Origin of the sequence: Kitasatospora sp. NPDC097605, assembly GCF_040302725.1 — a bacterium.
Taxonomy (GTDB): domain Bacteria; phylum Actinomycetota; class Actinomycetes; order Streptomycetales; family Streptomycetaceae; genus Kitasatospora.
This window is the reverse complement of sequence record NZ_JBEOSF010000012.1, coordinates 136,896-149,819: the sequence shown is the minus strand read 5'-3', so window position 1 is coordinate 149,819 and position 12,924 is coordinate 136,896. Positions and strand designations below refer to the sequence as shown.

General features: G+C 74.3%; 13 protein-coding genes. 10 read left to right on the top strand and 3 right to left on the bottom strand.

What is annotated here, in order from left to right; all coding sequences use genetic code 11:
• Nucleotides 1-185: 185 nt before the first annotated feature.
• From ABTX81_RS16370 to ABTX81_RS16350, 5 genes are all read left to right on the top strand, one after another.
• Nucleotides 186-1,049, top strand: a complete 864-nt coding sequence (locus ABTX81_RS16370; RefSeq protein ID WP_350545611.1) for a dihydrodipicolinate synthase family protein — start codon at nucleotides 186-188, stop codon at nucleotides 1,047-1,049.
• 143 nt (nucleotides 1,050-1,192) lie between these two features.
• A complete protein-coding gene (locus ABTX81_RS16365) occupies nucleotides 1,193-2,197 on the top strand; it encodes a proline racemase family protein (RefSeq protein ID WP_350545414.1) in 1,005 nt (334 codons plus the stop codon).
• 49 nt (nucleotides 2,198-2,246) lie between these two features.
• Nucleotides 2,247-3,620 carry an aldehyde dehydrogenase family protein gene (locus ABTX81_RS16360; protein ID WP_502892790.1) on the top strand — a complete coding sequence of 458 codons (1,374 nt, stop codon included), beginning with the start codon at nucleotides 2,247-2,249 and terminating at the stop codon, nucleotides 3,618-3,620.
• On the top strand, nucleotides 3,620-4,678 hold the full coding sequence (locus ABTX81_RS16355; RefSeq protein WP_350545410.1) for a proline racemase family protein: 1,059 nt from the start codon (nucleotides 3,620-3,622) through the stop codon (nucleotides 4,676-4,678). The genes ABTX81_RS16360 and ABTX81_RS16355 overlap by 1 nt, the downstream gene beginning before the upstream one ends.
• A 98-nt stretch (nucleotides 4,679-4,776) precedes the next feature.
• Nucleotides 4,777-5,673 carry an ornithine cyclodeaminase family protein gene (locus ABTX81_RS16350; RefSeq protein WP_502892789.1) on the top strand — a complete coding sequence of 299 codons (897 nt, stop codon included), beginning with the start codon at nucleotides 4,777-4,779 and terminating at the stop codon, nucleotides 5,671-5,673.
• A gap of 228 nt (nucleotides 5,674-5,901) precedes the next feature.
• On the opposite strand, the gene ABTX81_RS16345 is transcribed toward ABTX81_RS16350, so the two are convergent.
• On the bottom strand, nucleotides 5,902-6,498 hold the full coding sequence (locus ABTX81_RS16345; protein ID WP_350545408.1) for a TetR/AcrR family transcriptional regulator: 597 nt from the start codon (nucleotides 6,496-6,498) through the stop codon (nucleotides 5,902-5,904).
• A gap of 106 nt (nucleotides 6,499-6,604) precedes the next feature.
• On the opposite strand from ABTX81_RS16345, the gene ABTX81_RS16340 reads away from it, so the two are divergent.
• From ABTX81_RS16340 to ABTX81_RS16330, 3 genes are all read left to right on the top strand, one after another.
• A complete protein-coding gene (locus ABTX81_RS16340; RefSeq protein WP_350545406.1) occupies nucleotides 6,605-7,492 on the top strand; it encodes an NAD(P)-dependent oxidoreductase in 888 nt (295 codons plus the stop codon).
• Between the two features lie 173 nt (nucleotides 7,493-7,665).
• The gene (locus ABTX81_RS16335; RefSeq protein ID WP_350545404.1) at nucleotides 7,666-8,379 is read left to right on the top strand and encodes a GntR family transcriptional regulator; all 714 of its coding nucleotides are present in this window, start codon (nucleotides 7,666-7,668) and stop codon (nucleotides 8,377-8,379) included.
• 99 nt (nucleotides 8,380-8,478) lie between these two features.
• Entirely contained in the window at nucleotides 8,479-9,075 is a 597-nt protein-coding gene (locus tag ABTX81_RS16330) for a Uma2 family endonuclease (protein WP_350545402.1), read from the top strand.
• Nucleotide 9,076: 1 nt separating this feature from the next.
• Here ABTX81_RS16330 and ABTX81_RS16325 read toward each other — a convergent pair whose 3' ends face one another.
• Nucleotides 9,077-9,757: an ABC transporter ATP-binding protein gene (locus tag ABTX81_RS16325; protein ID WP_350545400.1), complete on the bottom strand. Its 681-nt coding sequence runs from the start codon at nucleotides 9,755-9,757 to the stop codon at nucleotides 9,077-9,079.
• Nucleotides 9,754-10,830, bottom strand: coding sequence for an ABC transporter permease (locus ABTX81_RS16320; protein WP_350545606.1), 1,077 nt, complete (start codon nucleotides 10,828-10,830; stop codon nucleotides 9,754-9,756). The genes ABTX81_RS16325 and ABTX81_RS16320 overlap by 4 nt, the downstream gene beginning before the upstream one ends.
• 162 nt (nucleotides 10,831-10,992) lie before the next feature.
• Between ABTX81_RS16320 and ABTX81_RS16315 the strand changes: the two genes are divergently transcribed.
• On the top strand, nucleotides 10,993-12,222 hold the full coding sequence (locus ABTX81_RS16315; protein ID WP_350545398.1) for a sensor histidine kinase: 1,230 nt from the start codon (nucleotides 10,993-10,995) through the stop codon (nucleotides 12,220-12,222).
• Nucleotides 12,219-12,869, top strand: a complete 651-nt coding sequence (locus ABTX81_RS16310) for a response regulator (RefSeq protein WP_350545396.1) — start codon at nucleotides 12,219-12,221, stop codon at nucleotides 12,867-12,869. Before ABTX81_RS16315 ends, ABTX81_RS16310 begins: the two co-directional genes overlap by 4 nt.
• Nucleotides 12,870-12,924: the final 55 nt, after the last annotated feature.

The window sequence follows — 12,924 nt, the reverse complement described above, 5'->3', positions numbered from 1 at the left end:
GTCAGGACCGAACACCGGCCCGGGCCCGTCCGAACAGGACCGGGCCCGGACCGGTCCAGGACCGGGCTCGTCCGAAATCGCCCGGCGGAGCCCCTTGTGTCCGCCGCGCGCCCGCTAATAAAATGTCACACCTCACCAAGGAGTCACCTGTGTCCCACGACATCACCACCCCCTGGCGCGGCATCATGGTCGCCACCACGCTCCCGCTGCGTGCGGACCTCTCGGTCGACTACGACGCCTACGCCGACCACGTCCGCTGGCTGATCGAGTCGGGCTGCGACGGCGTCGTCCCCAACGGCTCGCTCGGCGAGTACCAGACCCTGACCGCCGAGGAGCGCGCCAAGGTCGTCGAGGTCGCGGTCGAGGCGGCCGGCGACGGCTCCCGGGTGATGCCCGGCGTCGCCGCCTACGGCAGCGCCGAGTCGCGCCGCTGGACCGAGCAGGCCGCCGAGGCCGGCGCCGGCTCCGTCCTGCTGCTGCCGCCGAACGCCTACCGCGCCGACCGGGCCGCCGTGCGCGCCCACTACGCCGAGGTCGCCAAGGCCGGTCTGCCGATCGTGGCCTACAACAACCCGATCGACACCAAGGTCGACCTCGTCCCGTCGCTGCTCGCCGAGCTGCACGGCGAGGGCTCGATCGTCGCGGTCAAGGAGTTCAGCGGCGACGTCCGCCGGGCGTACGAGATCGCCGAGCTGGCCCCCGGCCTCGACCTGCTGATCGGCGCCGACGACGTGCTGCTGGAGCTGGCCCTGGCCGGCGCCGTCGGCTGGATCGCCGGCTACCCGAACGCGCTGCCGGAGGCGAGCGTCGCGCTGTACAAGGCCGCCGTCGCCAAGGACCTGGGCACCGCGCTGCCGCTGTACAAGGCGCTGCACCAGCTGCTGCGCTGGGACTCCAAGACCGAGTTCGTCCAGGCGATCAAGCTCTCCATGGACATCGCCGGCCGCCCCGGCGGTCCGACCCGGGCGCCGCGCCTGCCGCTGACCCCGGAGATCGAGGCGGCCGTCCGCGCGGCCACCGAGAAGGCGCTGGCCGAGGGTCTGGCCTGACCCGCACCCAGTAGTTCCGGAGTCCGGACCGGCCGGCTGCGGCGGCAGCCGGCCCCCTGGCCGGGGTCGACCCACCCTCACCCCGCCAGCTCCCCGGAACGACGGGCTCACCCACCCTCCCCACCACCACGGAGCGTCAGCAGATGCGCAGCCGTCACGTCTTCCACGCCGTCGACTCGCACACCGAGGGCATGCCCACCCGGGTCATCACCGGTGGGTTCGGCGTCATCCCCGGCGCCACCATGGCCGAGCGCCGCGTCCACTTCCAGCAGCACCTGGACGAGTTCCGGACCCTGCTGATGTACGAGCCCCGCGGCCACGCCGCGATGAGCGGCGCCATCCTGCAGCCGCCGACCCGGCCGGACGCCGACTGGGGCGTGCTCTACATCGAGGTCTCCGGCCTGCTGCCGATGTGCGGCCACGGCACCATCGGCGTCGCCACCGTGCTGGTGGAGACGGGCATGGTGCCGGTCGTCGAGCCGGTCACCACCGTCCGGCTGGACACCCCGGCCGGCCTGGTGATCGCGGACGTCGCGGTGGAGAACGGCGCCGCCAAGGCGGTCACCATCCGCAACGTGCCGTCCTACTCGGTGGCGCTGGACCGGAAGATCGAGGTCCCCGGCCACGGCACGGTGACCTACGACCTCGCGTACGGCGGCAACTTCTACGCCATCCTGCCGCTCGCCGAGTTCGGCCTGCCGTTCGAGCGCGAGCGCAAGCAGGAGATCCTGGACGCGGGCCTGGCCCTGATGGACGCGATCAACGCCGGCCCGGACCGCCCGGTGCACCCGGAGAACCCGTCCATCCACAGCTGCCACCACGTCCAGCTGCTCGCCCCCGGCTCCACCGCCGAGCACTCCCGGCACGCGATGGCCATCCACCCCGGCTGGTTCGACCGCTCGCCCTGCGGCACCGGCACCTCGGCCCGGATGGCCCAGCTGCACGCGCGCGGCGAGCTGCCGCTCGACCGGGACTTCCGCAACGACTCCTTCATCGGGACCACCTTCATCGGCCGCCTGGTCGAGGAGACCGAGGTGGCCGGGCGTCCCGCGGTGGTGCCGACCGTCACCGGGCGGGCCTGGGTCACCGGCACCGCCCAGTACTTCCTCGACCCCAGTGACCCGTTCCCGGCCGGCTTCCTGCTCTGAGCACCCGGCCGTCCCCGTCTTCACCCCTCCCGTCGAATCCCCCGAAGGGCTGCCCGCAGTGACGATCCGTTCGTACAACCCCGCCGACCCCTCGGACCTCGTCGCCGAGGCGCCCCGCCCCGGCACCGAAGCCGTCGAGGCCGCCGTCGCCCGTGCCCGCACCGCGCAGAGCGGCTGGCTCGCCGCCGGCGCCGGCGCCCGCTCGGCCGCGCTCACCCGGATCGCCGAGGCGGTCGAGGCACACGCCGAGGAGCTGGCCGAGCTGGTCGTCCGCGAGGTCGGCAAGCCGATCGCCGAGGCGCGCGGCGAGGTCGCCCGCACCGTCGCGATCTGGCGCTACTACGCGCAGGCCCCGTTCGCGGCCACCGGCGAGGTGCACGAGACCGCCGCCGGGCCCGGCCTGCTGCTCACCCGCCGCCGCCCGTACGGGGTCGCCGGGCTGATCACGCCGTGGAACTTCCCGCTGGCGATCCCCACCTGGAAGGCCGCCCCGGCGCTGGCCGTCGGCAACAGCGTCGTCCTCAAGCCCTCCTCGGAGGCGATCGGCGTCGCGCTGCGGCTGGGTGAGCTGATCGCCTCCGCCGGGCTGCCGGCGGACGTCTTCACCGTGCTGCCCGGCGGCGGCGCCGAGGGCGGCACCCTGGTCGCCGCGGCCGACGTGGTCTCCTTCACCGGCTCCACCGGGGTCGGCCGCCAGGTCGTCCGCACCGCCACCGAGAGCGGGATCCCGGTCCAGGCCGAACTCGGCGGGCTGAACACGGCGATCGTGCTGCCGGACGCCGACTTCGACCAGGCCGCCGCCCACCTCGCCAACGCGATCGCCGGCTACGCGGGCCAGAAGTGCACCGCCACCAGCCGGGTCGTCGCGGTCGGCGAGGCCTACGAGCCGCTGCGCGCCGCGCTGGTCAAGGCGCTCGGCCAGGTCGACGAGACCTCCTGCGGCCCGGTCATCAACGAGGCCACCCGGGACGAGATCACCGCGGCCGTCGTCTCCGCCCAGGAGGCCGGCGCCGAGGTGCTGACCGGTGGCGGCGTCCCGCAGCGGGACGGCTGGTACCTGGACCCGACGCTGGTCGCCGGGGTGCCGGAGGACCACCCGCTGCGCCGCGAGGAGTTCTTCGGCCCGATCGCCGTGCTGCAGGCGGCGGCCGACCTGGACGAGGCGATCGCGCTCGCCAACGACACCCCGTACACCCTGTCCGCCTCGGTGCACACCGGGAACCTGGACGCGGCGCTGGCCGCCGCCGACCGGCTGAACGCGGGCATGATCCGGGTCAACGCCCCCTCCAGCGGCGTCGACTTCCACCTGCCGTTCGGCGGCGCCAAGGGCGCCAGCCACGGCGCCCGCGAGCAGGGCCAGGCCGCGCTGGACTTCTACACCCAGAGCCGCACCGTCACCCTGCTGCCGGCCGGGGGTGCCTGATGACGGGCCAGACCGACGGCGGCGCCGCCCTGCACATCGACACCGTCGACTACCACACGGCCGGCGAGCCGTTCCGGATCGTCGTCGCCGGTACGCCGGTGGTCCCCGGTGACAGCGTCGCCGAGCGGCGGGCGATCGCCATCGGCGCCGGCGGCACCGCGACCGCGCCCCGGCCGAGCGCGCTGGACGACATCCGGCAGCTGCTCACCCGCGAGCCGCGCGGCCACGCCGGGATGTACGGCGGCTTCCTGGTGCCGGCGGACGACGACGAGGCCGACCTCGGTGTGCTGTTCTGGCACAAGGACGGCTACTCGACCGCCTGCGGCCACGGCACCATCGCGCTCGGCGCCTGGGCGGTCGACTCCGGCCTGGTCGCGGCGCCCGACTACGGCGTCGCCCGGGTGCGGATCGACGTGCCGTCCGGCCGGGTCACCGCGCTGGTCCACCGGGCCGCCGGGCGGACCACCGGGGTGACGTTCCGCAACGTGCCCTCCTGGGTGAGCGAGCTGAAGCTGCCGGTGGAGACCTCGCGCGGCACCGTCGAGGTGGCCGTCGCGCACTCCGGCGCCTGCTACGTCTCGGTTCCGGCCGCCGCGCTCGGCCTCTCGGTGAGCCTCGGCCGACTGCCCGAACTCACCGCGATCGGGCGGGAGATCCGCGCCGCGCTGGCCGGCTCCCCGGCGGTGAGCCACCCGGTCGACCCGCGGCTGTCGGGCGTCTACGGGGTCATCCTGTACGACGAACTCCCGGCGGAGGACGGCACGGTGAACCAGCGCAACGTCACCGTCTTCGCGGACGGCCAGATCGACCGCTCGCCGTGCGGCTCCGGCACCTCGGCCCGGCTGGCGATCCTGGCCGCCGAGGGACGGCTCGCGCCCGGCCAGGAGCTGCGGCACGAGTCGATCGTCGGCACCGTCTTCGGCGGCCGGGTGCTGGCCGGCGGCGACCCGTGGGGCGACGGGGTGGTCACCGAGGTGACCGGCACCGCGCACCGCACCGGCGAGCACCGCTTCGTGCTCGACCCGCAGGACACCCTCGGCGCGGGGTTCCTGCTGTGAGCGGGGACGTGAGGACGGCCCCGGCCGTCGTGCCCGCCCCGGAACCGCCCGGCGCGGCGGCTGAGCCGCTCCAGCCCGCCGCGCCGGGCCCGGACGAGGTGCTCGCCGCGGCCCCCGTCGGGCTGACGCCCGCCGAGGCGGCCCGGGCGATCGAGCGGGTGCTGCTCGACGGGCTGGACCCGGAGGCCGCGCCCGCCCGCTCGGCGGTGCCGGTGCCCGCCGGGGAGCTGCTGATGATGCCGGCCGCCTCGGCCAGGTACACCGGGGTGAAGATCGCCGGGGTGGCTCCCGCCAATCCGGCCGTCGGGCTGCCCCGGATCACCGGCAGCTACCTGCTGCTCGACGGTCCGACCCTGCAGCCGCTCGCCCTGCTCGACGGCATCGCGCTCACCTCGCTGCGGACCCCCGCGGTCACCGCCGTGGCGCTGGACCGGCTGGCGGTGCCGCAGGCCGGGCACCTGGTGCTGTTCGGCTCCGGCCCCCAGGCGTACGGCCACCTGGACGCGCTGCTCGCCGTCCGCCCGCTGACCCGGGTGACCGTGGTCGCCCGCAGCGAGCAGCGCGCCGAGGCGCTGGCCCGGTACGCCCGGGCCCGCGGTGTGGCCGCCGCCGTCGGCACCCCGGCCGACGTCGCGGACGCGGACCTGGTGGTCTGCTGCACCACCGCCCGCACCCCGCTGTTCGACGGCGCGCTGGTGCCGGACCACGCGGCGGTGGCGGCGGTCGGCTCGCACGAGGTGGACGCGCGGGAGGTGGACGAGGTGCTGGTCGGCCGGTCCGCGCTCTACGTGGAGGCCCGCTCGGTCGCGCTGCGGGAGGCCGGTGACCTGCTGATGGCGGGGGTGACCGGCGCCTCGACGCTGTGGAACCTGGGCGAGCTGGTCAACGGCGAGGCGCCGGTGCCGACCGACCGGCCGAGGTTCTTCAAGAGCGTCGGCATGGCCTGGGAGGACCTCGCGGTCGCGGCGGAGGCGCATCTGCGCGACACCGCCTGATTCTCCGGCCGGCGCGGGGCCCGCTGTGGGGCCCGACGCACGGTGCCGGCGCCTCGGCGCTGCGCCGGCACCCACCCCCGGACCCGTTGCCCTGGAACGGGGGGTGGTCGTTGGTGCGACCGGCCGGAAACGCGGCCGACGTGGTGGGACGGGATCCCCCGCCACGTCGGCCGCTTCTTTGTCTTTCGCCGCCCCTCCCCGCGCTGCCCCTGCTCTGCCGCGTCCCGGCTACCGGTAGGTGTCGATCAGACGGGCCAGGTGGCGGCCGGTGAGGTGGAGCGGTTCCTCGCTGCGGGCGACCTGGGCGGCGAGCTCGGCGCCCTCCAGGGTGTTGATGACGGTGGCGGCGAGCTCGCGGGCGTCGGTGAGGGCGATGCCCGCGCCGTGCAGCTTCTCCTCGACGAGGGCGCGCCAGTGGGCGAAGGCCTCGGTGACGGCCTGCTCGATCACCGGGGCCCGGCCGACCGTCTCCAGGGCGGTGGTGGTGATCGGGCAGCCGTCCTGCCAGTCGGAGTCACGCAGCGCCTCGGCCAGCAGGCGGGTGCAGGCGGTGATCGCCTCGGCCGGGTCGTCGGTGCTGTCCAGCCCCGCGCGCAGCAGGTCGGCGAACTCCTGGTCGCCGTGGCGGATCGCCTCGGCGGCCAGCTCCTGCTTGCCGCCCGGGAAGAAGTGGTAGACGGAGCCGAGGGTGGCCTGCGCCTCGCGGGAGATCTGCTTGATGCCGGTGCCCTCGAACCCCTGGCGCTGGAGCAGCCGGGAGGTGGCCCGGACGATCCGGTCGCGGGTGCCGGTGGTGGTCGTCTGCACGGGGTTCGCGGGGTTCACGGGCGTCAGTCTAGCCGGGAATTGAATAGAGCGTTCGTTCCAGTGCTGTGCTAGCGTCAGGCCCTGGATAGAGCGTTCGTTCTAGTCGCCTCCGGAGGGGATCCCCATGTCCGCCGCACCGCAGCAGCACAGCAAGCCGTCCGTCACCCTGATCGGCCTCGGTCCGATGGGCCGGGCCATGGCCGGCGCCTACCTGGACGCCGGATACGCCGTCACGCTCTGGAACCGGACCGCCGGGCGGGCCGCCGACCTGGTCGCCCGGGGCGCCGTCCTCGCGCCGGGCGCGGCCGAGGCGGTCGCGGCCGGCGAGCTGGTCGTGCTCAGCCTCACCGACTATGACGCGGTGTTCGCCGTGCTGGCCGCCGCCGAGCCAGCACTGGCCGGCCGCACCGTCGTCAACCTCAGCTCCGACACCCCCGAGCGGGCCCGCGAGGCCGCCCGGTGGCTGGCCGGGCGGGGCGCCGGGCACCTCACCGGCGGGGTGCAGGTGCCGCCGTCCGGCATCGGCCGGCCCGGGTCGTCCACCTTCTACAGCGGCCCGGTCGAGCTGTTCCGGCGGCACCGCGCCGCCCTGGAGGTGCTGACCGGCGCCGACTACCGGGGCGACGACCCCGGGCTCGCGCAGCTGTACTACCAGATCCAGATGGACCTCTTCTGGACGTCGCTGGCCGGCTATCTGCACGCCACGGCCGTCGCCGAGGCCAACGGCATCCCGGCGGACGCGTTCCTGCCCTACGCCGAATCGACCGCCGCCTCGATGCCGGGCTTCCTCGCCTTCTACGCGCCCCGGATCGCCGCCGGGAACCACGAGGGGGACGTCGACCGGCTCACCATGGGCCTCGCGAGCATCGAGCACGTGCTGAACACGGTGGAGGCCTCCGGGGTGGACGGCGGGCTGCCGCGGGTGCTCGCGGACACCTTCCGGCGGGGCGTCGAGGCCGGGCACGGCGGGGCCAGCGCGACCAGTCTGGTCCGGCTGTTCAAGGGGGAGTGAGGAGAAGGAGTCAAGCAGTGGGCCGCCGACCGTTGTCACCGGGCGGCGGCCCTGTCACCATGGGTCCGGTCACGTGTCGAGATCGCTGACGTATCATCCGAATCACGGAATGTTGCACACTCAACGTAACGTGACATTGTACGCTGGTGTTCTGCACTCACCGGAGGAACACCATGGCCGACCTCAAACCCCGCACCCTGATCTCCGTCCAGGAGCGGCTGCGCGACCAGGTCGCCCACGCCCTGCGGGCCGCCCTCATCTCCGGCGAGCTGCGCCCCGGTGTCGTCTACTCCGCGCCCGCCCTCGCCGCCGACTTCGGCGTCTCCGCCACCCCCGTCCGCGAGGCCATGCTCGACCTCGCCCGCGAGGGCCTGGTCGAGGCCGTCCGCAACAAGGGCTTCCGGGTCACCGAGCTCACCGAGCGGGACCTCGACGACTTCACCGAGATCCGCGCCCTCATCGAGGTCCCCACCGTCGGCCGGGTTGCCCGCACCGCCAACGCCGACCAGCTGGAGGCGCTGCGCCCGCAGGCCGAGGCGATCATCGCCGCCGCGGGCAAGCAGGACCTCATCGGCTACCTGGAGGCCGACCGCCAGTTCCACCTCGACCTGCTCGGCCTGGCCGGCAACACCCGCCTGGTCGAGGTCGTCGGCGACCTGCGCAAGCGCTCCCGCCTCTACGGCCTCAACCGCCTCGCCGAGCGCGGCGAGCTGGTCTCGTCGGCCGAGGAGCACCTGGAGCTGCTCGACCTGATGATCGCCGGCGACGCCCCGGCCGCCGAGTCCTGCATGACCCGCCACCTCAGCCATGTCCGCTCGCTCTGGGCCGAGGACCAGCAGGGGGCGGAGGAGGAGTCCCGCACCGGCCTGCGCCTGCGGGCCCGGTAGGGGCAAACCACTCGTTCGGGCGAAAGCGCCAGGATTGGGTAGGGATGTGGCCCTGAGTCCTACGATGATGTTCCCGACATCGGCAACAAGGAGGATTTCGTGTCCGCCGCCGCAGTGGAAGAACCGTTCGAGCAGCCCACGCTGCTCGAAGTCGCCGAACTGATCTCCGAGCAGTTCGCCGGCTATCGGGTCGAGATCATCGGGAGCCAGATCACCGTGACGCCGTCGCCGAACATGAAGCACGGTCGGTCGGTCAAGCGGCTAGACCGCGTCTTTCTCGCAGCAGGTCTGGACGAAGGCGAAACCGAAGTGTTCCAGGGCATCGGCATCTGGTTGCCCGACGGCCCGTCCGACTTCGCGATTCCGGACCTGGCGATCGTCGACGCGAACAGTGACGACAAGCTGATCGAGCAGAACAGCTACGATCCGGCCATCTTCCGCCTGGTGGTGGAGGTGACCTCCTCCAATCTCAGTGATGACTTGAAGCGGAAGCCCGCCGCGTACGCCTCGGCGGGCGTGCCGGTGTATCTCATCGTGGACCGGACCAACCAGCGGATCATGGTGCTCACCGATCCGCAGAACGGTGAGTACCGGGTGCACGCCGTCCACCACCCCGGGCAGATGTTCGAACTGCCTGAGTCCATCGGGGCGTCGGTGAAGCTGTCGGTGGACGACGTGCTGGCCGCCCAGAAATAGGTCACACCCCCGCCGGGACCGACAGCCTGCCGTCGTTGACCTCTGCCACCTGGTCGACGGCGGTCAGGTGGGTGCGGTCGTGGGTGACCAGGACGGTGGCGGTGGCGCGCTGGTGGGTGAGGGTGGTGAGCAGCTCCAGGACGGCGGCGCCGCGTTCGTGGTCGAGGGCGCTGGTGGGCTCGTCGACCAGCAGGACGGTGGGGTCGTTCATCAGCGCGCGGGCGATGTTGACGCGCTGGCGCTGACCGCCGGAGAGCTGGTGCGGGCGGCGGGCCGCCTGGTCGCGCAGGCCGACGGCGTCCAGCAGCTCCAGGGCCCGGGGGAGGGCGGTGCGCGGTGCGCGGCCGTCCAGATGGGCCATCACCTGGAGCTGTTCGACGGCGGTGAGCGAGGGCAGCAGGTTGGGCTGCTGGAAGACGATGCCGATCCGGTCGCGGCGCAGCGCCGTCAGCGCGGCGCGGTCCAGGCCGGTGGTCTCCGTGCCGTCCACCGCCACCCGGCCGGAGTCCGGGGCGATCAGGGTGGCGGCGACCGCCAGCAGGCTGGACTTGCCCGAGCCGGACGGGCCCACCACGGCGGTGACGGTGCCCTTCGGGACGGTCAGCGAGACGTCGTCGAGGGCGGTCAGCCGGCCGTCGCCGTCCGGGTAGGTGAGGGTGACGTGGTCGAGGACAAGGCTCATCGGGCGCTCCCCAGGGCGGTCAGCGGGTCGACGGAGGTGATGCGGCGGACGGACAGGGCCGCGCCGACCGCGCCGAGCGCGATCATGACGACGGCGGGTACCAGCACGGTCGGGGCGTCCAGGACGAACGGGACGGCGGAGCCGATCAGCGCGCCGAGGCCGGCCGCGAGCGCCGTGCCGAGCGCGGTGCCGAGCAGCAGCAGGACGACGGCCTGCCCCAGCGCGTCGCGCAGCAGGTAGCGGGTGGAGGCGCCGAGGGCCTTGAGGACGGCGATGTCGCCGCTGCGCTGGATCGTCCAGACCGTGAAGAACGCGCCGATCACCAGCGCCGAGATGGCGAACAGGAAGCCCCGCATCAGCTGCAGCGAGCCGTTCTCGGAGGTGTAGGAGCCGATCGCGGCGAGCGCGTCGTCCCGGGTGCGGGTCTCGGTGCCGAGGGTGGCGTCGGCGGCGCCCAGGTCGGCGCCCTCGGTGGTGGTCAGCGCGACCACGGTGGCGTGCCCGGCGCCGCCGGGGGCGGCCCGCTGCCAGTCGGTGAGCGTGGTCCAGACGACCGGGGTGTGGCTGTAGGAGGCGTCCCCGGAGACGGCCGCGACGGTCAGCGGGTGGCCGGCGACGGTGAACGCGTCGCCCGGGCGCAGCCCGCCGAGGTCCTCGGCGGCGGTCTCCGACAGCACCGCCCGGCCGGCGGCGAGGTCGGCGCCCCGCGGGGCCAGCGTGGAGCCGTCGGGCACGCCGAAGACGGAGAGCGCGGCGGTGCGCGGGCCGGCCGCCGCCTTGGTGGTCGCGATGCCGAGCGGCTGCGCGTCGGTGACGCCCGGCGTCCGGGCCCAGCCCTGCCACTGCTCGGGGGTGACCTGGGAGTCGGTGAACGACAGCTTCTGGCCGTCGGCGGGCCGGCCGAAGGCCAGGTGGTCGGCGGACAGGCCGGTGATCGCCGAGATGTTCTGCCGGCCCAGCCCGGCCGTCAGGCCGGACAGCAGGCCGACCAGCACCGTGATCAGCACGATGACGGTTCCCATCAGGGCGAACCGCCCCTTGGCGAACCTCAGATCCCTCCAGGCGACGAACACCGCAAGCCCTTCCGCTCGATCCACTGCGACACTGGAAAGACTCGTCGAAGAAGGGCCCCCCGGGCATCGCACCGGGGATTGCATCCTCGGCATCGAAGGGCAGAAGCGCACGTCAACCTTTCGATTGATGCCGGGCGGCCGCACGCACCCTAGGCTGGACGGATGGCGACCGATCGACTTCGTACCACCCCCGTCGCCCGCGTCCTCCAGGTCTGCCTGCACCTGCTCGTGGCGGGCCTGCTGGCGCTCGCCGTCGTCCGGGCCCTGGCCGGCCGGGGCGGCGACCCGGCGGCCGTCACGGCCGCCGCCACCGCGATGGCCGCCGTCTACACGGCCGGGCCGCTGATCGGCGCGGTCGGCCGCTCCCACCGGGCCGCCGGGCTCTGGCTCGCGCTGCTCGCCGTCACCTGGGCGGGCGTGCTGGTCGCCAGCCAGGACGGTGTCTGGCTGGCCTTCCCGCTGTACTTCCTGGAGCTGCACCTGCTCGGCCGGCGCGCGGGACTGGTGGCGGTGGGGCTCACCGCGTTCGCCTCGATCGCCGCGTACTCCGCGCACCAGCACACCTTCAGCCTCGCGGCGGCGATCGGGCCGCTGCTGGGCGCCGCCGTCGCCACCGCGACCGTCCTCGGCTACCAGGCGCTCTACCGGGAGAGCGAGGAGCGGCGCCGGCTCATCGACGAGCTCACCGCCGCCCGCGCCGACCTCGCCGCCGCCCATCACGCGGCCGGCGTCCTCGCCGAGCGCGAGCGGCTCGCCCGGGAGATCCACGACACCCTCGCGCAGAGCCTCACCAGCATCCAACTGCTGCTGCGGGCCGCGCAGCGGGCCCTTCCGGAGCGCACCGACGCCGCCGCCGAGTACGTCGAGCAGGCCCGGCAGGCCGCGCAGGACAACCTCGACGAGGCCCGCCGCTTCGTGCGCGCGCTCACCCCGCCGGCGCTGGAGAGCGACACCCTGCCGGTCGCGCTGGAGCGGCTCTGCGCGACGACGTCGGCGCGCAGCGGGCTGCCGGTGCGGCTGCGCGTCTCCGGCGAGCGGGTCCGGCTGCCCGTGCCGCACGAGGTGGCGCTGCTGCGGATCGCGCAGTCGGCGCTCGGGAACACGGTGCGGCACGCGCGGGCGACGCACGCGGAGGTGACCCTCAGCTTCATGGCGGGGGAGGTGGCGCTGGACGTGGTGGACGACGGGGCGGGGTTCGAGCCGTCGGCCGTCGGCGGACCGCAGGCGTCGGCGGACGGGGACGGCGGGTTCGGGCTGCCGTCGATGCGGGCTCGGGCGAGGGCGCTCGGTGGCACGTTCGCGGTGGAGTCCGCGCCGGGGGAGGGCACGGCGCTCGCCGTACTGCTGCCGGTGCCCGACGCTTCGAGTGGTTCGAATGAGGAGTCCTCGTGACCGACGCGGTGATCCGCCTGCTGCTCGCCGACGACCACCCGGTGGTCCGGGCCGGGCTGCGGGCCGTGCTGGAGAGCGAGCCGGACTTCGCGATCGTCGCGGAGGCGGCGACCGCCGAGCGGGCCGTCGAGCTGGCGGCGGAGGTGGACGTCGACGTGGTGCTGATGGACCTGCAGTTCGGGCCCGGCTCGGCGATGAACGGGGCACAGGCCACCGCCGCGATCACCGCGCGGGGGCCGGGGGCGCCGCGGGTGCTGGTGGTGACGACGTACGACACCGACGCGGACACCCTGCCGGCGCTGGAGGCCGGGGCCACCGGGTACCTGCTGAAGGACGCGCCGCCGGAGGAGCTGGCGCGGGCCGTGCGGTCGGCGGCGGCGGGGCGGACGGCGCTGGCGCCGACGGTGGCGGACCGGCTGCTGGAGCGGATGCGGGTGCCCGCGGCGGCGCTGAGCGTTCGGGAGACGGAGGTGCTGGGGCTGGTCGCCGACGGGCTCACCAACCAGGCGATCAGCCGGCGGCTGCAGCTGAGCCTGGCGACGGTGAAGTCGCATCTGGTGCACATCTACACGAAGTTGGGTGTGGAGTCGCGGACGGCGGCGGTGCGGGAGGCGCGGGCGCGGGGGTTGATCCGGCGCGGGGGGTGAGCGGGGGGTGAGGGGTGCCCTGCGGGCGGCTTGAGGGGGGAGGGGTCGGAGAGGG